The 22,109-nt window shown below is 43.5% G+C and carries 18 protein-coding genes; all 18 read left to right on the top strand.

Annotated features, from left to right (window positions below; all coding sequences use genetic code 11):
- Positions 1-17 precede the first annotated feature (17 nt).
- The 18 genes from cpsB (at position 18) to gndA (ending at position 21,968) form a co-directional block, all read left to right on the top strand.
- Complete coding sequence (gene cpsB, locus M2371_RS02325; protein WP_172893713.1) at positions 18-1,463, top strand: mannose-1-phosphate guanyltransferase; 1,446 nt, start codon at positions 18-20, stop codon at positions 1,461-1,463.
- Positions 1,464-1,536: 73 nt separating this feature from the next.
- A complete protein-coding gene (gene cpsG / locus M2371_RS02330) occupies positions 1,537-2,907 on the top strand; it encodes a colanic acid biosynthesis phosphomannomutase CpsG (protein ID WP_259266774.1) in 1,371 nt (456 codons plus the stop codon).
- Positions 2,908-3,060: 153 nt separating this feature from the next.
- Positions 3,061-4,455 carry an undecaprenyl-phosphate glucose phosphotransferase gene (gene wcaJ / locus M2371_RS02335; protein WP_115627879.1) on the top strand — a complete coding sequence of 465 codons (1,395 nt, stop codon included), beginning with the start codon at positions 3,061-3,063 and terminating at the stop codon, positions 4,453-4,455.
- A 61-nt stretch (positions 4,456-4,516) separates the two neighbouring features.
- The gene (locus M2371_RS02340) at positions 4,517-5,992 is read left to right on the top strand and encodes an MOP flippase family protein (protein ID WP_259266775.1); all 1,476 of its coding nucleotides are present in this window, start codon (positions 4,517-4,519) and stop codon (positions 5,990-5,992) included.
- Positions 5,989-7,269 (top strand): colanic acid biosynthesis pyruvyl transferase WcaK, encoded by a 1,281-nt coding sequence (gene wcaK, locus M2371_RS02345; RefSeq protein ID WP_259266776.1) that lies wholly within the window; start codon positions 5,989-5,991, stop codon positions 7,267-7,269. The genes M2371_RS02340 and wcaK overlap by 4 nt, the downstream gene beginning before the upstream one ends.
- On the top strand, positions 7,266-8,486 hold the full coding sequence (gene wcaL / locus M2371_RS02350; protein ID WP_259266777.1) for a colanic acid biosynthesis glycosyltransferase WcaL: 1,221 nt from the start codon (positions 7,266-7,268) through the stop codon (positions 8,484-8,486). The genes wcaK and wcaL overlap by 4 nt, the downstream gene beginning before the upstream one ends.
- 29 nt (positions 8,487-8,515) lie before the next feature.
- The gene (gene wcaM, locus M2371_RS02355; protein WP_259266778.1) at positions 8,516-9,943 is read left to right on the top strand and encodes a colanic acid biosynthesis protein WcaM; all 1,428 of its coding nucleotides are present in this window, start codon (positions 8,516-8,518) and stop codon (positions 9,941-9,943) included.
- A 229-nt stretch (positions 9,944-10,172) separates the two neighbouring features.
- The gene (locus M2371_RS02360; RefSeq protein ID WP_259266779.1) at positions 10,173-11,168 is read left to right on the top strand and encodes an NAD-dependent epimerase/dehydratase family protein; all 996 of its coding nucleotides are present in this window, start codon (positions 10,173-10,175) and stop codon (positions 11,166-11,168) included.
- Between the two features lie 204 nt (positions 11,169-11,372).
- Complete coding sequence (gene galF, locus M2371_RS02365; RefSeq protein ID WP_259266780.1) at positions 11,373-12,275, top strand: UTP--glucose-1-phosphate uridylyltransferase GalF; 903 nt, start codon at positions 11,373-11,375, stop codon at positions 12,273-12,275.
- A gap of 297 nt (positions 12,276-12,572) precedes the next feature.
- Entirely contained in the window at positions 12,573-12,968 is a 396-nt protein-coding gene (locus M2371_RS02370) for an adenylyltransferase/cytidyltransferase family protein (RefSeq protein WP_259266781.1), read from the top strand.
- Between the two features lie 59 nt (positions 12,969-13,027).
- Positions 13,028-14,311: an O81 family O-antigen flippase gene (locus tag M2371_RS02375; protein WP_259266782.1), complete on the top strand. Its 1,284-nt coding sequence runs from the start codon at positions 13,028-13,030 to the stop codon at positions 14,309-14,311.
- On the top strand, positions 14,295-15,467 hold the full coding sequence (locus M2371_RS02380; protein WP_259266783.1) for a CDP-glycerol glycerophosphotransferase family protein: 1,173 nt from the start codon (positions 14,295-14,297) through the stop codon (positions 15,465-15,467). Before M2371_RS02375 ends, M2371_RS02380 begins: the two co-directional genes overlap by 17 nt.
- Positions 15,457-16,263, top strand: coding sequence for a glycosyltransferase (locus tag M2371_RS02385; RefSeq protein ID WP_259266784.1), 807 nt, complete (start codon positions 15,457-15,459; stop codon positions 16,261-16,263). Before M2371_RS02380 ends, M2371_RS02385 begins: the two co-directional genes overlap by 11 nt.
- Positions 16,264-16,269: 6 nt before the next feature.
- Positions 16,270-17,472, top strand: a complete 1,203-nt coding sequence (locus tag M2371_RS02390; protein ID WP_259266785.1) for an EpsG family protein — start codon at positions 16,270-16,272, stop codon at positions 17,470-17,472.
- A 196-nt stretch (positions 17,473-17,668) separates the two neighbouring features.
- Complete coding sequence (locus tag M2371_RS02395) at positions 17,669-18,373, top strand: glycosyltransferase (protein ID WP_259266786.1); 705 nt, start codon at positions 17,669-17,671, stop codon at positions 18,371-18,373.
- Positions 18,374-18,408: 35 nt separating this feature from the next.
- Positions 18,409-19,449: a glycosyltransferase family 4 protein gene (locus tag M2371_RS02400; protein ID WP_259266787.1), complete on the top strand. Its 1,041-nt coding sequence runs from the start codon at positions 18,409-18,411 to the stop codon at positions 19,447-19,449.
- Positions 19,446-20,195: a glycosyltransferase family 2 protein gene (locus tag M2371_RS02405; RefSeq protein ID WP_259266788.1), complete on the top strand. Its 750-nt coding sequence runs from the start codon at positions 19,446-19,448 to the stop codon at positions 20,193-20,195. The genes M2371_RS02400 and M2371_RS02405 overlap by 4 nt, the downstream gene beginning before the upstream one ends.
- Before the next feature lie 360 nt (positions 20,196-20,555).
- Positions 20,556-21,968, top strand: a complete 1,413-nt coding sequence (gndA, locus tag M2371_RS02410) for an NADP-dependent phosphogluconate dehydrogenase (protein ID WP_259266789.1) — start codon at positions 20,556-20,558, stop codon at positions 21,966-21,968.
- Positions 21,969-22,109 lie beyond the last annotated feature (141 nt).

The following is a 22,109-nucleotide window of genomic DNA, read 5'->3' on the forward strand; positions in this document are numbered from 1 at the left end:
GATATCGGGGTTAAATCATGAGTCACAGTCAACTCTACCCAGTCATTATGGCTGGCGGAAACGGTAGCCGGTTGTGGCCGTTGTCCCGCGTACTTTACCCGAAACAGTTCCTGTGCCTGAAAGGCGAACTGACTATGCTGCAAACCACTATCAGCCGCCTGAATGGCGTTGAATGCGAAAGCCCGGTGGTGATTTGCAATGAAGAACACCGTTTTATCGTCGCGGAGCAACTGCGTGAGCTGAACAAGCTGACGGAAAATATTGTGCTGGAACCTGCCGGGCGTAACACCGCTCCGGCCATCGCGCTTGCAGCCCTGGCCGCGGTGCGCAATCAGCCGGAAAACGACCCGCTGATGCTGATTCTTGCAGCAGACCATGTGATTCAGAACGAAGAGGCATTTCGTGACGCCGTGCGTAACGCGCTGCCGTTCGCGGAAGCCGGGAAACTGGTCACGTTTGGCATCGTGCCCGATCTGCCAGAAACCGGTTATGGCTACATTCGCCGTGGCGAACTGGAGAATCCGAACACCCCAGATGTTGACGCTGTGGCCTTTAGCGTGGCGCAGTTTGTCGAAAAACCGGATCTCGACACCGCGCAGGCTTATGTCGCCAGCGGCGAATATTACTGGAACAGCGGCATGTTCCTGTTCCGTGCCGGGCGCTATCTCGAAGAGCTGAAAAAATTCCGCCCGGATATTCTCGTCGCCTGTGAAAAAGCAATGGCGAACATCGACCCGGATCTGGACTTTGTGCGCGTTGACGAAGCGGCGTTCCTGGCCTGCCCGGATGAATCTATCGACTACGCCGTGATGGAAAAAACCGCCGATGCGGTGGTGGTGCCAATGGATGCCGGGTGGAGCGATGTGGGTTCATGGTCTTCTCTTTGGGAAATCAGCACCAAAAACCAGCAGGGCAATGTGCATCACGGCGATGTGATAAGCCACTCTACCGAGAACAGTTATATCTACGCCGAATCCGGCCTGGTCACGACAGTGGGAGTGAAAGATCTGATTGTTGTGCAGACTAAAGACGCCGTGCTGATTGCCGACCGTGACCACGTCCAGAGCGTGAAGAAAGTGGTTGAGCAAATCAAATTCGATGGCCGCCACGAACACCATAACCACCGCGAAGTGTACCGCCCGTGGGGTAAGTACGACTCTATCGACGAAGGCGAGCGTTACCAGGTGAAACGCATCACCGTGAAACCGGGCGAAGGCTTGTCTTTGCAGATGCACCATCACCGCGCCGAGCACTGGATTGTGGTGGCGGGTACCGCGAAAGTCACACTGGGTGAAGAGACAAAATTGCTGGGCGAAAACGAGTCCATCTACATCCCTCTGGGCGTGACGCACTGCCTGGAAAACCCCGGAAAAATCCCGCTCGACCTGATTGAAGTGCGTTCCGGCACTTACCTCGAAGAAGACGACATCGTCCGTTTCGAAGACCGTTACGGGCGTATCTAGCCAATAAAAATTTGATGAGTCCCCGCAGACCACTCTGCGGGTTGGGTAACTGTTGCCCGAAGGAGACTGAAAAGTGCAAAAACTGACCTGCTTTAAAGCCTACGACATCCGTGGAAAGCTCGGTGAAGAGCTGAACGAAGATATCGCAGAACGCATTGGCCGCGCTTATGGCGAGTACCTGAAACCGAAAACTATCGTGCTGGGCGGTGATGTGCGCCTGACCAGCGAAGCATTGAAACTGGCGCTGGCAAAAGGGTTGCAGGATGCGGGCGTGGACGTGCTGGATATCGGCCTGTCCGGCACCGAAGAAATCTATTTCGCTACATGGCATCTGAATATGGACGGCGGCATTGAAGTGACCGCCAGCCACAACCCGATGGACTACAACGGCATGAAACTGGTGCGTGAAGGCGCTCGCCCAATCAGTGGCGACACCGGCCTGCGCGACGTGCAGCGCCTGGCGGAAGCCAACGACTTCCCGCCGGTCGACGCCGCAAAACGTGGCAGCTACCAGAGGATTTCAGTGGTCGAGGCGTATATCGACCATCTGTTCACCTACATCAACGTGGCTAACATCAAACCGCTGAAGCTGGTGATTAACTCCGGTAACGGCGCGGCTGGCCCGATTGTCGATGCCATCGAGGCCCGCTTTAAATCACTCAATGTGCCGCTGACGTTTATCAAAGTGCACAACCAGCCTGACGGCAACTTCCCGAACGGTATCCCGAACCCGTTGCTGCCGGAGTGTCGCGACGACACCCGCAATGCGGTGATTGAACACGGCGCGGATATGGGGATTGCCTTTGACGGCGATTTCGACCGCTGCTTCCTGTTCGATGAGAAAGGGCAGTTTATCGAGGGTTATTACATCGTCGGCCTGCTGGCGGCGGCCTTCCTCGAAAAACAGCCGGGGGCGAAGATTATTCATGACCCGCGCCTGTCGTGGAACACGGTGGATATCGTGGAGCGCGCAGGTGGCACGCCGGTGATGTCGAAAACTGGTCATGCGTTTATCAAAGAACGTATGCGCCAGGAAGATGCGATTTACGGCGGGGAAATGAGCGCCCACCACTATTTCCGTGATTTTGCCTACTGCGACAGCGGGATGATCCCGTGGCTGCTGGTGACGGAACTGCTGTGCCTGAAAGGCAAAACCTTGGGCGAGCTGGTGTGTGACCGCATGGCGGCGTGGCCGGCGAGCGGGGAAATCAACAGCAAGCTGGCGGACCCGAAAGTCGCCATTGAACGCGTACAGCAACACTTTGCGCCGCACGCTGAGGAAGTTGATAACACTGACGGTATCAGCATGGCGTTTGCCGACTGGCGCTTTAACCTGCGCAGCTCGAACACCGAGCCGGTGGTGCGCCTGAATGTGGAATCGCGCAGCGATGAAAAGCTGATGCAGGCGCGAACGCAGGAAATTATGGAACTGTTGAATCAGTGATTGGTGGGGACGGCATCTCCTGGCATTTGTAGGGTGGATAAACGAAGTGTCATCCACCGTGGTGTTGCAAAAACACATGGCGGATGACGCAAGCTTATCCGCCCTACAACGGCAGGAAAGGGGAGCCGTCACTCCTTTAATAAAGGTAAAACGATGACAAACCTAAAAAAGCGCGAGCTGCCAAAAACGAACGCATCGTTGATCTCTATGGTGCAACGTTTTTCCGACATAACCATTATGTTTGTTGGCTTATGGGTAGTGTGTCAGGTCAACGCGTTACCGTTTTTGTACATGCATTTGCTGATGGCGTTGCTGGCCCTCGTTGTCTTCCAGATGATTGGTGGAATAACCGATTTTTATCGTTCCTGGCGTGGCGTGAGAATTTCCAGCGAACTGATGCTCCTGCTGCAAAACTGGACGCTGAGCCTGATTTTCAGCGCCGGACTGCTGGCATTTAACCCGGATTTCGACGGTTCATTCTGGGTTTATCTCGCCTGGTATGTGTTAACCAGTTTCGGCATGGTGATGTGCCGTTCGTTTATTCGTTTCGGTGCCGGTTGGCTGCGCAATATGGGCTACAACACGCGCCGCATTGCTATCGCGGGTTCTATGCCGGTCGGTTACACGCTCGCCGAAAGCTTCCGCAACGAGCCGTGGTTAGGTTTTGATGTGATGGGCGTTTACGACGACGAACAGCCAGAAACAAAACACGGTGATTATGCAGGCTGTTTCGCAGATTTAGTGGAACAGGCGCGGGCAGGGCGCATCGACAACGTCTATATCGCGATGGCGATGAGCGAAGAAGCACGCATTAAAAGCCTGGTGCGCGAACTGACGGATACCACCTGTTCGGTGATGCTGATCCCGGATGTTTTTACCTTCAATATTCTGAACTCCCGCACCGAAGAAGTGAACGGTGTGCCGGTTGTGCCACTGTTTGATACGCCGCTCAACGGCATCAACCGCATCCTGAAACGCCTCGAAGATATCGTGCTTTCGGCGATGATCCTGCTGTTTATTTCCCCGGTGTTGCTGTGTATCAGTGCGGCGGTGAAATTGACGTCTCCTGGCCCGGTTATCTTCCGTCAGACGCGCTATGGCATGGACGGCAAGCCGATCAAGGTGTGGAAATTCCGTTCCATGAAAGTGATGGAAAACGACACGGTCGTCACCCAGGCCACCAAAGGCGATAAGCGTGTGACGCCGGTCGGGAATTTCCTGCGCCGTACCTCTCTTGACGAACTGCCGCAGTTTATCAATGTGCTGATGGGCGAGATGTCGATCGTTGGACCGCGCCCTCACGCGGTGGCGCATAACGAGCAGTATCGCTCGCTAATTGAAGGCTACATGTTGCGCCATAAAGTGAAGCCGGGCATTACAGGCTGGGCGCAAATCAACGGCTGGCGCGGTGAGACCGATACGCTCGAGAAGATGGAAAAACGCGTTGAGTTTGACCTGGAGTACATCCGCGAATGGAGCCTGTGGTTCGACATCAAAATTGTCTTCCTCACCATTTTCAAAGGCTTTGTGAATAAAGCTGCGTATTAAGTGACGAACTTTTTGTAGGTCGGATAAGTACCGCGTCATCCGACAAATAATGGATAACCCAATGAGCCTGAGAGAAAAAACCATCAGCGGCGCGAAATGGTCTGCTATCGCCACGGTCATCATTATTAGCCTTGGCCTGGTGCAGATGACCGTGTTGGCGAGAGTTGTCGACAATCACGAGTTTGGCCTGCTGACTATCTCGCTGGTGATTATCGCGCTGGCCGATACGCTGTCGGATTTTGGCATCGCTAACTCGATTATCCAGCGTAAGGAAATCAGCCACCTCGAACTCACCACGCTGTACTGGCTGAATGTGGGCCTCGGGATCGTGGTATTTGCCGCCGTATTTTTGCTCAGCGATGTTATCGCCTCGGTGCTGCATGCGCCGAAGCTTTCCCCGCTGATTAAAACACTGTCGTTTGCGTTTATCGTCATCCCGCACGGCCAGCAGTTCCGCGCGTTGATGCAAAAAGAGCTGGAGTTTTCAAAGATTGGCTCGATTGAAACGGTTTCAGTGATGGCGGGCTTTACGGTCACGGTGGGGGCGGCGATGTTTTACCCGTTCGCCATGACTGCGATTATCGGTTATCTGGTCAACACCGTGGTGCGTACTTCGCTGTTCGGTTTCTTTGGCCGCAAAATTTACCGCCCTGGCCTGCATTTCTCGCTGAAGTCCGTCGGCTCTAACCTGAAATTTGGCGCGTGGTTGACGGCTGACAGCATTATCAATTACGTGAATACCAATCTTTCTACCCTGGTGCTGGCGCGTATTTTAGGGGCCAGCATCGCCGGGGGTTACAACCTCGCTTATAACGTGGCGGTGGTGCCGCCGATGAAACTGAACCCGATTATCACCCGCGTGCTGTTCCCGGCATTTGCCAAAATCCAGGACGATACCGACAAGTTACGTATCAACTTCTACAAACTGCTGTCGATTGTCGGAATCATCAACTTCCCGGCGCTGCTTGGTCTTTTAGTGGTTTCGAACAATTTTGTGCCGTTGGTATTTGGTGAAAAGTGGCAATTCATTACCCCAATTCTGCAATTGCTGTGCGTGGTGGGGCTGCTGCGATCTATCGGCAACCCGATTGGTTCGCTGCTAATGGCGAAAGCGCGGGTCGATATCAGCTTTAAATTCAACGTCTTCAAAACGTGCCTGTTTATCCCGGCGATTATCGTCGGCGGGCATCTGGCGGGCGCGTTGGGCGTGACGCTCGGCTTCCTGTTTGTGCAGGTGGTGAACACGGTTCTGAGCTACTTCGTGATGATCAAACCGGTGCTTGGCTCCAGTTATCGTCAGTACATTCAGAGTATCTGGCTGCCGTTTTACCTTTCCATTCCAACCATTGTAGTGAGTGCTGCGCTGGGGATAGCCCTGAAAGGGCATATCTCCATCGGCCTGTTACTGGCGACGCAAATTGCTGCGGGCGCACTGGCCTTTATCGTCATGCTGTTGCTTTCGCGTAACGCGCTGGTGGTCGAGATGAAACGTCAGTTCATAAGAAGAGAACCCCATTTGAAAAAGAGGTCTGTATGAAATTATTAATTCTTGGCAACCACACCTGCGGCAACCGTGGTGATAGCGCTATTTTGCGCGGACTTATTGATGCGATTACCACTATTGATGAATCGGTAGACGTTGACGTGATGAGCCGCTACCCGGTGAGTTCCGCCTGGCTGCTGGGCCGCCCGGTGATGGGTGACGGCCTGTATAAACAAATGAAACAGCACAACAATGCCGTCGGTTTGATGGGGCGTGTGAAGAAGGTGCTGCGCCGTAAATATCAACACCAGGTTTTACTGGCAAAGGCCACTGACAACGGGCGTCTGCGCAATATCTCTATCCCGCAGGGCTTTATTGATTTCGTGAAATCGCTGCAAAAATATGACGCCATTATTCAGGTCGGCGGATCGTTTTTTGTCGATTTATACGGTGTTTCGCAGTTCGAGCATGCGCTGTGCAGTTTTATGGCGAAAAAGCCGGTTTACATGATTGGGCACAGCGTGGGGCCATTCCAGGACCCGCAGTTTAATCATCTGGCGAGTTATGTCTTCGGCAATGTGGAGTCGTTGATTTTACGTGAAACCGTCAGCCTTAAATTGATGAACCAAAGCAATATCGACAGCAGCAAAGTCGAGCAGGGAGTGGATACCGCGTGGCTTGTGGACCATCACAACGACAATTTTGTACCGAATTATGCGGTGAATCACTGGCTTAACACCATCAAGCGCAAGAAAACTGTCGCGATTACGTTGCGTGAACTGGCTCCGTTCGACAAGCGCCTCGGCACCACGCAACAGGCCTACGAACAAGCGTTCGCTGCGGTGGTTAATCGCGTGATTGAAGAGGGTTATCAGGTGTTGGCGCTCTCCACCTGTACGGGAATCGATAGCTATAACAAAGATGACCGCATGGTGGCGCTCAATCTGCGTCAGTACGTGAATGACCCAGAGCAATATCATGTGGTGATGGATGAACTCAACGACCTGGAAATGGGCAAGATTCTGGGCGAGTGTGAGCTGACCGTGGGCACACGTCTGCATTCGGCGATTATCTCTATGAACTTCGGCACGCCTGCGATTGCTATCAATTACGAACACAAATCCGCGGGCATCATGCAGCAGTTGGGTTTGCCAGAAATGGCGATTGAAATCCGCCAGCTACTTAACGGTTCGCTCCAGAGTGTGGTTGCGGATGTATTAGGGCAATTGCCTGCCATTAATGAGCGCCTGGCTCATGCGGTGCGCGCTGAACGTGAGGACGGTCTGCGCATGGTGGAGTCGGTATTAACTCGAATTAAGGGGGAAAAATGAAAGTCGGTTTCTTCCTGCTCAAATTCCCGGTGGCATCCGAAACCTTCGTGCTCAACCAGATAACCGCGTTTATCGACATGGGGTACGAGGTGGAAATTGTCGCGATTCAAAAAGGCGATTTGACCAACACGCATTCGGCATTCAAAGAGTACGGGCTTGCGGAGAAAACCACCTGGTTGATGGATGAACCTGCGGGAAAGGTCGCAAAACTGCAATCCCGCGCGTTGAACACGCTGCGTGGCTCGTTACGCCCGCGCACCTGGCGTGCGCTGAATGCAAAACGTTACGGTGAGGAAGCACGCAATCTGATTTTGTCCTCCATTTGCGGCAGCCATCCTCAAACCGTGTGCGCGGATGTGTTTATTGCCCACTTCGGCCCGGCGGGTGTGACGGCGGCCAAACTGCGCGAACTTGGTTTGCTGAAGGGCAAAATCGCCACCGTATTCCACGGTATTGATATTTCAGGCCGCGAAGCCCTGAATCATTACACACCTGAATATCAGAAGCTGTTTACCCGTGGCGATTTAATGCTGCCCATCAGTCAATTATGGGCGGGGCGCTTGCAAAACATGGGCTGCCCGACGGCGAAAATCAGCGTGTCGCGCATGGGCGTCGACATGGAACGCTTTTCACAACGCCCGGTGAAGGCACCTGCCAAAACGCTGGAGATTATCTCGGTGGCCCGGTTGACCGAGAAAAAAGGGCTACACGTCGCTATCGACGCCTGTCTGTTGCTCAAAGAGCGCGGCGTGAAATTTCGCTACAACATTCTCGGCATTGGCCCATGGGAAAAACGCCTGCGCACGCTGATTGAACAATTTCAGCTTGATGATGTGGTGTTTATGCCGGGGTTTAAACCTAACCACGAAGTGAAAGCGATGCTGGATGAAGCCGATGTATTTCTTCTGCCTTCTGTCACGGGCGAAGATGGCGATATGGAAGGCATTCCCGTGGCATTGATGGAAGCGATGGCGGTTGGCATTCCGGTGATTTCTACGGTTCATAGCGGTATTCCTGAACTGATTGATGCCGGGCGTTCAGGCTGGCTGGTGCCAGAAAAAGATGCGACCGCGCTCGCAGATTGCTTACAAGCCTTCGGCAATATCGAGGCCAGCGAGCTGAGACCGATGCTGAACCTGGCTCGCGAAAAAGTTGAAACTGAATTCAACCAGAAAGTGATTTATCAAGAATTAGCTCGTCAGCTACAAACGCTGTAAATCCACCGAGTGAAATATCACGAGGACGTATGCCGAATAAATATCAATCAACTCCCTCCCACTTTTCATCCTCGCGCCGCAAATTGTTAAAAGCCAGCTCAGTGCTGGCCGCGGTACCATTTATCTCCCCTCGCTATGTATTAGCTGCCGCTGGCAAAAACGAGGTCAGCGTCCAAAAGTTCTATCGTGGTGACTGGATTGCCGCCTTCAAACAGGCTTTTTCAACCGCTGATACCGTGACTGTTCCTGCCGATTTAGTCTGCGACAACATCAATACGGCGATCTTTATGCCCGAAGGTAAAACTTTGCAGGTTGCGGGCGGCTTAAAGGGCAACGGTAAAGGGCGCTTTGTGATGCAGGACGGCTGCCAGATTCTGGGTGAGAAGGGCGGGCGATTTAACAATATTACCCTTGATGTGCGTGGGTCAGACTGCACCATCAAAGGGATTGATATGAGCGGATTTGTGCCGGTCACCCAAATCTACATCGGCGGCAAAGAGAAGCGCACGATGCGCAACCTGGTCATAGATCAGATTACGGTACATGATGCGAACTACGCCATTTTGCGGCAAGGGTTCCATAACCGCATGGAAAACGTGAAGATCACTAACGGGCACTTTAGCCATTTGCAGGGCGATGCTATCGAGTGGAATGTGGCGATAAACGACCACGACTTGCAGATCTCCGACCATGTTATTGAGAACATTGACTGCACCAATGGCAAGATAAACTGGGGCATTGGCATTGGGCTTGCGGGGAGCACCTATGACAATGACTACCCCGAGGACCAGGCGGTAAAGAATTTTGTGGTGGCGAACATCACCGGTAGCAACTGCCGCCAACTGGTCCACGTCGAAAACGGCAAACACTTCATTATTCGTAATATAAAGGCACGCAATATTAACCATACCTTCAGTAAGAAAGCGGGGATTGATAATGCTACGGTAGCTATTTATGGCTGTGATAATTTCGTGCTTGATAATATCGAGATGAAAGAGAGTGCCGGATTTTTAATTGGTTATGGTGTGATCAAAGGTAAATATTTATCTATTCCACAAAATTTTAAACTAAATAACATTGTGCTTGATAATACGAATATGCAGTTCAAAAGCCGCGGAATACAGATATCGTCGGGCAATGCGACCTCGTTTGTGGCTATCACTAATGTTGCGATGAAGCGTGCAACCCTTGAGCTGCATAACAAACCGCAACACTTGTTTCTGAGAAACATCGATGTGATGCAGTACGCTAACACTGGGCCTGCGCTGAAGCTGAACTTCGACCTGCGCAAAGACGTGCGTGGGCGTTTTATGGCAAAAGACGAGACGCTGCTGTCGCTCGCCAATGTGCGCGCTGTGAACGAGAAAGGGGATAGTTCGGTAGATATCGACCGGGTTGACCAGCGGTATGTGAATAGTGAGAACCTTAATTTCACATTACCAGGTAATACGCTTTAAGAATGTTTAACTTCAGGCAGAAATGAATGTAAGCATCGTTATTTTTGATTGGGATTTTACTTAGTATCAAAATGGGTAGGCTTTTTGTGCTGGCTATCAAGCTTCAAAAGTTTATAATTCTGCGACAAAATCAGATGCTATAGAGTCACAGCATCTGAACACCTCCCTTGAAATCACACAATTTATGCTCTGGTGACTTCATCGGACAAATTTACTTACTGGGCTTAGTATGAAAGAGAAGGTTATTTTTGTTGGTGCATCTGGCTTCGTTGGAACCCGATTGATTGAAACAGCACATTCTGAATTCGAGATCAAAAATTTAGATAAGCAAGGTAGCCACTTTTATCAAGACATTACTGTTTCCGGGGATGTTCGTGAGCAAGGCTCTCTCGATGACCATTTTGCAGGGCAACAGACCGTCGTGTTACTTGCAGCGGAACACCGTGATGATGTCAGTCCAACCTCGCTTTACTATGATGTGAATGTTCAGGGGACTCGAAACGTTCTTGCTGCAATGGATAAGAATGGTGTCAAAAACATCATCTTTACCAGTTCTGTAGCCGTCTATGGCCTGAACAAAAAAAATCCTGACGAAACCCATCCAATAGATCCCTTCAATCATTATGGTAAGAGCAAATGGCAGGCGGAAGAAGTGCTACGTGCCTGGCACAATGAAGCGCCTGAAGAACGCTCTCTAACCATCATTCGCCCTACCGTTATCTTCGGTGAACGAAACCGTGGGAATGTCTACAACCTCCTCAAACAGATTGCCAGCGGTAAATTTGCGATGGTTGGAGCAGGTAACAATTACAAATCTATGGCTTACGTCGGCAATATTGTTGAGTTCATTAAGTACAAACTCCAGAACGTTCAGCAAGGTTACCAAGTTTACAACTATGTTGATAAACCCGACCTCAACATGAATCAGCTGGTATCGGAAGTTGAAAAAAGTCTGAGCAAAAAAATTCCGTCTGTTCACTTACCTTATGCGGTGGGTATGCTCGGAGGCTTCTGTTTTGACGTGCTGAGCAAAGTGACAGGTAAAAAGTACTCAATCAGTTCTGTACGAGTGAAGAAATTCTGCGCAACAACACAGTTTGATGCCACTAAGGTCCATGGCAGTGGTTTCACCGCGCCGTATACTTTATCCCAGGGCTTAGATCGAACTTTGCAATATGAATTTGTATCCGCTAAAAAAGACGATATCACGTTTGTTTCTGAGTGAGGGAAGGGCGAGCCAGGTCTGATTCAGCGGGAGTAATCTGATTCAGACCTCCCCTTGATGCATGTATTCTACAGGTACGTAGATTTTTACTGACGAGATATAGTCGGTTGAATATCCATCTGACGCTTAGTGATAAGTAAATTTTTGATGGATATGCATTTGCCAGTGGCTATAATCCCTCAACCATTTATAGGTGGGCTGTATATGATTAATTTGAAAGCAGTGATTCCGGTCGCAGGTTTGGGCATGCATATGTTGCCTGCAACAAAAGCAATTCCGAAGGAGATGCTGCCGATCGTTGACAAGCCGATGATTCAATACATTGTTGACGAAATCGTAGCTGCTGGTATCAAAGAAATCGTGCTGGTAACGCACTCTTCAAAGAATGCTGTAGAGAACCATTTCGACACATCTTATGAACTGGAAGCCTTGCTTGAGCAGCGCGTTAAGCGCCAGTTGCTCGCGGAAGTCCAGTCTATCTGCCCTCCGGGCGTGACCATTATGAACGTCCGTCAGGCCCAGCCATTAGGTTTAGGCCATTCAATCTTGTGCGCTCGCCCGGTAGTGGGTGACAACCCATTCGTGGTGGTATTACCTGACGTTATCCTTGATGGCGCTAGTGCGGACCCATTGCGCTATAATTTAGCTGCTATTGTCGAGCGTTTTAAAGAGACGGGCCGCAGCCAGGTTCTGGCAAAACGTATGCCGAACGTAGATTTATCTGAGTACTCAGTGATTACGACCGAAGAGCCACTTCAAAATGACGGGCAAATTGGCCGTATCGTTGATTTTGTGGAAAAACCAGATCAACCACAGACTCTGGATTCTGACGTGGCTGCAGTTGGTCGCTATGTGTTGTCTGCTGATATCTGGGCTGAGCTTGAGAAAACCGAGCCGGGTGCCTGGGGCCGTATCCAGCTTACTGACGCCATCGCTGAACTGAACAAAAAGCAAGCAGTTGAAGCGGCCCTGATGACTGGCGAAAGTTATGACTGCGGTAAGAAAATGGGTTACATGCAGGCGTTTGTTCAGTATGGGCTGCGCAGCCTGAAGGAAGGGGCAAAGTTTAGGGAAGGCATTATCAATTTATTATCAGAGAAGAAATAATCAATTATTTTGAATGAAAAATGATAATATTATCCAATCTCGAATATTATCATTTTTTAATATATTTTCTGCATACGTTTAAATTAGTTACTTAGTAAAGAGTCAACATTAACTTGCAACGCAAGCGCATTGGTAGCTTAAGAGCCAAGGGCGGTAGCGTGGTCGGTGCTCGTTTCGAAATTTTGAACAATATATAATATGCGATATCTCGAAGAGAGGGGTTTTTAGAGTCTCATTTCTTATGTATATATTTTGCGATATTATTTAAAATCAATCAGTGAGGAAAATAGGATTTACATGAAAAGAATAATTACATTTGGTACATTTGATGTTTTCCATGTTGGTCATGTCAATATATTAAAACGAGCACGTGATTTAGGTGACCAACTTATTGTAGGTATATCTTCAGATGCTTTGAATTATTCAAAAAAACAGCGATACCCAATTTATTCGCAAGAAGATCGCGTTGAAATAATATCATCGCTTAGATTTGTAGATGAGGTTTTTATAGAGGAATCTCTCGAGAAAAAACTAGATTATATAAAAAACAATCAAGCAGATGTACTTGTAATGGGTGATGATTGGGAGGGGAAATTTGATTGGGTAAAAACACAGTGTGATGTAGTCTACTTACCAAGAACACCTTCTATTTCTACTACAGAAATAATAGAAATCGTACGTAAAATAAAATAACTATATGATATTTTTGCAATCATCACATTATCAAACAAGTACAATTATGGCTAGCACCAATGAATACTTATAAAAAATATAGAGTGGTGTCTTTATTATCAATCTGTATGTCGTTACTCCGAGTAATAGTCGGGCCTATTACATTACTGGTTCTTGCTAAAAAAATGACTAGCGAAGAACTGGGCTTCTACTATACATTTTTCTCATTAACTGCAATGACTCAACTGCTTGAGGTTGGGATGACTGGAGTTCTTAGACAGTATTACAGTCATTCGTATAATCAAGATAATAGCCAAGATAAAATATCTAATTATTTCATCTTTTCCGTATATTGGTATTTCGCTCTTTCAATCTTATTTTACATATTAGGTACAATAATACCCTTTGTAATGTATAACGACTATCAAGGGCATATGCTGTGGGAAAGGCCATGGTTTTTGTTATTGGCAATTTCATGTTTTAGTCTGATGCTACTACCACTAAATGCAATGTTAGATGGTACGCAAAGGCAACATTTATTAATTAAGGCGAATATTTTAAATCAATTGGCTGTTGCATTATCGCTTTGGGGATTTATTTATACTGGATTTGGGCTATATGCTTTAGGTCTATCTCAGTTAATTGGAATATTGTCATTCTTAACTACGGTTTTTGTGTTGAATAAATTTAGTTGGCGATTAATAAAACTAAATTATAAGGTTTTTAATTTCAAGGAGGTGTTAATTGATTTGTGGCCATTATTAAAAAAAACAAGCGTTGTATGGTTTTTGGGGTATTTTTATTGGAATGGATTTAATATTCTTTCCTTTAAATATTTAGGTGCTGAAATGGCTGGCTTTATTGGCCTTTCCGTAGCGCTTATGAGGGCAGGGCAAAATATTGCAATATCCATACTCAATTCTCAAATGACCTTGTATGCCAATACTATTGCAAAAGGACTGGTAGCAGAATCAAAGAAAATATTTGATAAATATTTCTTTCTATCATTTTGTTTATTGTTATGTGGATATGCTATTTTTTATATGGTGCAATTTTTATTTCCGGAGTTTTTCTTATTTAAAAAAATATTACCCATAAATCAAATGATTTTTGTTTCAATTTTCTTTATATTTACATTTCTAATTTCTGGTTTTGAGGTGTTTATTCGTTGTTTCAAAGTGGAAAAATTTATTTTTACACAATTAGTTAACTCACTATTAACACCGCTATTGTTTTGGACGGGCATTGCATTAAATTTCAAGTATTTTCTTCTTCCTATATTATCTGTTTTGCTTGTTACCATTATGACCGTTTATATAAGCAAGAAATCTTATTCGGGGTTTATAAATGAAAAAAGCAATTAAATATGGAATAAAGTTGATTTCATGGTTGGCGTACCCAGTTGGTTTATTCTTTAAAAGAAATAAAAGGATATGGCTTTTTGGTGGTTACAATGGATTTACAGATAACTCACGATATTTTTTTGAATCTATAAATAAGTACAGTGATATACGATGTGTCTGGATTACAGATGACAAAAAAACATTAAGAATAATAAGGGATGCAGGTTATGAAGCATATCATAAAAAAAGCATTAAGGGGATAATGCTTTGCTATATGGCAAAAGTATATATATATAGTAACTATGTCTCAACTATTAACTTTTATACTTCAGCAGGAGCTACGTTAGTAAATTTATGGCATGGAACACCATTGAAAAAAATTGAATATGATATTATGAAAAAACCCCTAAATAACTTCTTTAATAATGCCGGGTTATTTTATAAATTATTAATGCCTGAGTATCATAAACGGTGCGATATTTTGCTGGCACCAAGTGATTTTGTATATGAATACTTTTTCAAAAGTGCTTTCAGAGCATATGACGAAAATAATGTTATTATAGCTGACCCTCCTCGTATTTCAGCGTTAATTGATAAAGAAAAAGAATATAAAATCATAGGTTCTTGCAACGTACAAAAAATAAAAACGTTCTTATATGCCCCGACTTGGCGAGATGATGGTTCAGATTTTATTAAAAAGTCGGGATTAAATTTTAGTACATTAAATGATTTATTGTCCAAAAATAATGCATTGTTACAAATTCGCTTACATGCGAATACTAAATTAGATATAGATATAACCATGCTTACGAATATATTTATTATTGATAATGGAGAGACCGCTGAAGAAAGCATGCTAAAATCTGATTTTTTAATTACAGACTATTCATCTATATTTTTTGATTATCTTTATTTAGACCGTCCTATTATATTTTTCCCATTTGACTATAATGAGTATCTATCCTCTCGAGATATTTATCTAAATTATAATGATATTGTGCCGGGAGTTAAAGTTTATAACCAAGAAGATCTGATATCTGAAATGCTGAAGATGTTGAAGGGTGACGATGGATATTATGATGTGCGTAAGAATATTACGAATAAATTCTGCTCATTAGAGCGTCGTGATGATTTATATATTATGAAAGAAATTGAAGAGCGCATTAATGAGAATTAAAAAATTACTATTAAGAATAGAATCACAGTTTGTACGGCTAAAACTGAATCATAATGAATTAGCTAATTCTCTCTCCCGAGATCAACGGGATGTATTGACGCTTAAAAATATTGAGTCCGTTATTGAGAATAGAAAGAAGCACCCATCAATATCCGCCGTTTATCGGGTAAGAAATGGTTCACAATATATTGAGCTCTCTATTATATCAGTAGCACCAATATGCAGCGAGATCATTATCGTAGATAATGGTTCTACAGATGGGACACTTGAAATAGTAAAGAGACTTAAGGATGAGCTTAGCAGTATTTGCGATATAAAAATTTTTCATTACAATTCGTCTGTCGCATTGGCCGGGAAAGGATACAGAGATGAAGTTGAAAAATATCCTGAACGATCGTTGGCTAAATATTATAATTATGCATTTTCATTGGCTTCATGTGAGTATGTAATGAAGTGTGATGCTCACTGTATATATACTCCAGCAGGAATAAATAAGATACAATCCAAAATTATAAATTTATACAAAACTAATAATCTATTTACTTTTAGAGGCGTTGAGATTTTCGGTGGGCTACTATCATGTGAGCCTTATTTAATTAAAAAAGGCTGTTTCGAATATTATGATTCAGATACGTTCGAACTGCTAAAATTGAAGTTTAAGCGTTCTTTCAAACAACGGATAATGGGAAGAATATCAACACCATGTTTCATCCATGTTAAAAGAATGTCGTATGTAAAATATGCATTTAAAAAAGAATCTACACCTATAAAATATCTATACAGTAAAGGCGAATAAAAGCGAATGAATGTTAAAACCAAAGTGGTTGATAATATTAATTCTTTTGTGACATTTGTTTGTATATTTGGATTGCTATTAGCTATACTCTTTTCATTATATCCACTATTAATGTTGCCTATTATAGCTGTTATTAGTCCTTTTGCGAATAAGTCAATAAGGCTCTTCTTATCTATAATATCGGTTTCTTTCTTTATAATGTTTTATTCTTCAATAATTCCGTTTTCAGATATTGCAGAGTATATTACTGTTTATCGAGGTATAAACGAAACAGATATATTAGGTTTTGGGAGGTTTGGTGGAGGGATTGAAATTTGCATATTATTTCTTATGCGTATAGTTTATCTTTTTTCAAACGGGAATGAATATGCATTTTTACTAATCTATTTTAGCTTGATTCAGTTGTTGTTATTTACTTTTTGTTTAAGGGTGAATTCAAGACTGGCTTGCCTTTATTTTATTACTTTTAATCTTTCTTATTCGTTTTACTCTTTCAATGTTTATTTTTTACGGAGCATGTTAGCTGCTGTTATACTTCTTAATGCATTTCTTTATGTAAATAAAAAACGTTATCTTTTATATTTTTTAGCCATAACATCCCATGCTTCTTCAGTTTTATTCATAGGGTTATGGGAGTATCTAAAAGACAGGAATAAAAAAATAAAATTCGCGGCGGGTACAATTCTGCTTTCTTTGGTCGCATTTTGTATTATATTTTTGCGTGATAGAATTGAATATTATCTATTTAAAAGCTCCGGAAATTCAATGGGCTATGTTCAAGCAATGACTTTTTTTGTGAATTTTTTGCTATGTTTTATTATTCTCTGGTATTCCAATATTAAAACTGAAGTAGAAGTTAGGAAGGTATTTTTCCTATTAATCGTATTTTTGTTCTTAGCTGCTATAACTTACAATGTACCGCAAAGTTTTGGGATTAGAATTTCACTGTTTCTATATGCGCTTTCTCCATTTTTTATATATCCATTGCTGCGGTCTGAAAAAGTCACGTTAAATAATAAGATTTTATCTTTGTACACAATACTAAGCATTAACACTTTTCTTTTGTTTACAGTTCTGTTTAAAGGGGATGAGATTTCATTTTATATGTTTAATAGTCCATTCGATGAGAATTTACTAGATATTTTCAATAGATGCCTCAGTTCTTTTGCAAAAGGTTATTACTCGGTAATATATTCTCGGGAGTTTTAACGGGTTAGTGTAATTATTGTTAACTGATTCTAATGTGGTAGGTCTAATATATTTTCTTGGTCAGATGCCGTTGCTAGTTAGCCTTTTTTGGATTAAGCAATTTTTCATAAGTGACTGTTGTTAACTTTATGAAAGTCAAATGTGTAAGAAGTTTTATTAAAATTTACATTTTATATTAAATAGGAGGGTTAGCATTTTGGATATAGAAATTGCTTTATCAGTTCTTAATTCTGGTATTAATAATGTCAAATTTAGGAGTGACTTTAAATATTTGGTCATACATCAAATTAGTGATGGCGTAGATTATTCAGATATGGCACGCAGTATGCCTGAAAATGTCAGATATATATCTTCTCATGACGTTGGATTGTCAAGGAGTAGGAATTTAGCCATTAAATATGCACAGTCAGATTATATATGGATTATGGATGATGATGTTTCAATAAAGGATGATGCTAAGCAATACATTCAGAAACTTGCTGAGAAATATAGTGATACCCCATTATTGGTAGTCTCACATACTTTGACCAATGAAAATGAAAATGAAAATGAAAAAATAAAAGTGCTAAATATAGTCTCCGCTACTTGTATTTGTTCAATCGATATGATAATAAAGGTTTCTAAAATTAGAGGCTTATTATTTGATACGAATTTTGGATTAGGCGCCAGATATCCATCAGGGGAGGAATATATATTTGCCTGTAAACTTATTAATTCAGGGCAAAAACTTATTAAATCCAATAAAATCTGTTCATACCACCCTGATATTACTAATGTAAATAATGGTTATCCAGACAAAGATAGTTTAACAACCAAAAAAAATATGTTTTTAACAGCCAATGGTTCTTTTGTAGGACACTTACTCTACATTGCCTTTTTGTTTAAATCTTTATTTAAATGATACGTTATGGAAGTAAGCGCCTAGGGTTTCTATGAATGAAAAGAATATCGATTTTTATAGATGACATTTCCTGTTCTGGCGGTACTGAGCGGGTGGCAACATTTCTTGCTAATGAGTTTTATATCGAAGGTTACGATGTGACATTAATCTCTTTAACAGCAAAAAAAGGTAAGCCTTTTTATGAAATACAGTCTGGTGTTGAATTAATAGTGCTTGGTTCTTCTACTATTAAATCTTTGTTCTCATACTTACGAAAAAAAGATAGTGATGTAATAATTTCTGTATCCATGGGACGATTGTCTTTCAAATTATGCATGTTACTCATGATTCTGAATCTTAAATGCCGCCTTATTTTGAGCGAGCATGTGGCTTTTGAAAAAACGTCAAAACTTATTCGTGCTATGAAATGGTTAAGTTATCAGTTAGCTGATGATTTAGTGTTGTTAACTCAACATGATTATAATTTATTAAAAAAATCTGTACGCGCGCGCGTTAGCATTATTCATAATGCCAGTAATTTTAAACCGGTATCAGATTCTATTTTGTCAGAAAAAAAGAAAATAGTTTTAGCTGTGGGAAGACTCACACATCAGAAAGCATTCGATAAGCTATTACATATTTGGGCTTCAATAAATGATCATCATGGATGGATGCTGCGAATAATTGGTGATGGTGAAATGCAACATGAATTAAATGGCCTAATTTCGAAGCTATGCTTAGAAAACAGCGTCATTTTATTATCGGCCTCTATGTCAATAGCTAAAGAGTATCAAGATGCCAGTTTACTTGCTATGACTTCACGGTATGAGGGATTGCCTTTGGTACTTATTGAGGCTAAATCTTTCGGTGTGCCTGCAATAGCTTTCGATTGTAAAACAGGGCCACGTGAATTAATTAATAATTTTGAAGATGGTATACTTATTCCTGAAGATGATGATAATGAGTATGCACTGCAATTATCACGGCTGATGAACGATAATTCCATGCTAAAATATATGCAAAAAAATGCAATTTCAGATTCAGAAAATTATACAGTTGATAGGATAAGCCGGTATTGGAAAGAGTTGATATTATGAAAACAAAAGAACGAGTTTCAATAATAATGCCGGCTTATAACTCTGCTGCATATATATCCGATAGTATTCTTTCTGTTATCAAACAAGAATTCCAAGATTGGCACCTCTATATTATAGATGACGCCTCGACAGATGACACATCAAAAATAGTAGCATCAATATCTGACTCAGACTCGCGAATTACTTATTTATGTCAATTGAACAATAGAGGTGTGGCAACTGCTCGTAATATTGGAATTGAAAAATGCACAGGTCAATATATTGCATTTTTAGATAGTGATGATATTTGGGAGCCGAGTAAATTAAAGTCACAAGTCTCTTATCTTGATCAAGGGTATGATGTCGTTTGTAGTCATTACGCCCTTTTCATTAATGATCCAGATAACATCATTGATGTTCGAACTGGTCCTTTTAGAATTGATTATTCACGTATGTTGCGCGGAAATTGTATTGGAAATTTAACAGGTATTTATAATCGTCGTAATTTGGGTAAAGTAATACAAAAAAAATGTGGGCATGAGGACTACCTGATGTGGTTAGAGTTATTGAGTTGTTCGGGATATGCCATTTGTGTTCAACAAGTATTAGCACGTTATCGTGTATCATCTAATTCCTTATCGGCCAATAAACTCAAAGCAGCTTCCTGGCAATGGAGTATATATCGTAATCATTTGAAATTTAATTTCATTAAAAGTGCATATTATCTTTCTTGCTATGGTTTAAATGCAGTGCTAAAAAGATGGTGAAAGTGTCATTTATGAATTAACCCAGTTTACTTCATTTGTTTTCCGTTTGATTCGGAAGCTGATTTGTGTATGTAAGTGAAAAAATTACGTACTTTTTGTAGATTAAATGCAATTGACTGTCAGTGGCTCGTTTGTTGAAATTGTAAGGGAAATCATTATACGGATAATTCTGGTGTTCTTGATTTTGAAGTTTAATTTCATTTAAAAATAGGTGCAGAATAATTTATATTAATTGAGATGCTAAAATCAGTATAATTAAAGCTATTCATTTTTGCTATTTTTGCTATTTATAAGTTAACATCTAAGCCACATTTCAAGCCGCGCACTTGCAGCGGTGACCACACCTGACAGGAGTATGTAATGTCCAAACAGCAGATCGGCGTCGTTGGTATGGCAGTGATGGGGCGCAACCTGGCGCTGAACATCGAAAGCCGTGGCTATACCGTTTCCGTGTTCAACCGTTCTGGCGATAAAACTGAAGAAGTTATCGCAGAGAACCCGGGCAAGAAGCTGGTTCCTTACTATACGGTGCAAGAGTTTGTAGAATCGCTTGAAACTCCACGCCGCATCCTGTTGATGGTTAAGGCTGGAGAAGCCACGGACAAGACCATTGATTCTCTCAAGCCATATCTTGAGAAGGGCGATATCTTGATTGATGGTGGTAACACCTTCTTCCTGGATACCATCCGCCGTAACCGTGAACTTTCTGCGGAAGGTTTCAACTTTATCGGTACCGGTGTTTCTGGTGGTGAAGAGGGCGCATTGAAAGGGCCTTCAATTATGCCTGGCGGTCAGAAAGAAGCTTACGAACTGGTTGCCCCAATTCTTAAGCAGATCGCGGCTGTAGCGGAAGATGGCGAACCGTGCGTGACCTATATCGGTGCTGATGGTGCTGGTCACTATGTGAAAATGGTTCACAACGGTATCGAATACGGTGATATGCAATTGATCGCTGAAGCCTATTCACTGCTTAAAAATGGCCTGAATCTGTCGAACGAAGAGTTGGCAACAACCTTTACCGACTGGAACAAAGGCGAGTTAAGCAGTTACCTGATTGACATCACCAAAGACATCTTCACTAAAAAAGATGAAGACGGTCACTACCTGGTTGATGTGATTCTTGATGAAGCCGCTAACAAAGGCACTGGCAAGTGGACTAGCCAGAGCTCGTTGGATTTGGGCGAACCGCTGTCTTTGATCACTGAATCTGTGTTTGCGCGTTATATCTCTTCTTTGAAAGAGCAACGTGTAGCCGCTTCTAAAGTGCTGAGTGGCCCGCAGGCTAAGCCGTTTGCTGGTGATAAATCTGAGTTTGCTGAGAAAGTCCGTCGCGCCTTGTATCTGGGTAAGATTGTTTCTTACGCTCAGGGCTTCTCCCAACTGCGTGCAGCATCTGAAGAGAATAACTGGGATCTTAACTACGGTGAGATTGCTAAGATTTTCCGTGCTGGCTGCATTATCCGTGCTCAGTTCCTGCAGAAAATCACTGATGCTTATGCAGAAAACCCAGCCATTGCAAACTTGCTGTTGGCTCCATACTTCAAGAAAATTGCCGACGAATACCAGCAGGCGCTGCGTGATGTGGTTTCTTACGCAGTTCAGAATGGTATTCCTACTCCTACTTTCTCTGCCGCAATCTCTTACTACGACAGCTACCGTTCAGCGGTTCTGCCTGCCAACCTGATTCAGGCGCAGCGCGACTACTTTGGTGCGCATACCTACAAGCGCACAGACAAAGAAGGCGTGTTCCATACTGAGTGGATGGAAAAGTAATTAACTGTCAGTAAGTTATGATTTAATTTAAAACCAGTGGAGAATGCTCTCCACTGGTTTTTTCATTTTAAAGCATGCGTAAAATTTGCTTTTGTGTTGTAGCTAAAGATAGTTATAACGGTAAAGTTAATTAGATTCACA

The sequence above is a fragment of the Buttiauxella sp. BIGb0471 genome (genome assembly GCF_024807715.1).
Classification (GTDB): Bacteria; Pseudomonadota; Gammaproteobacteria; order Enterobacterales; family Enterobacteriaceae; genus Buttiauxella; species Buttiauxella agrestis.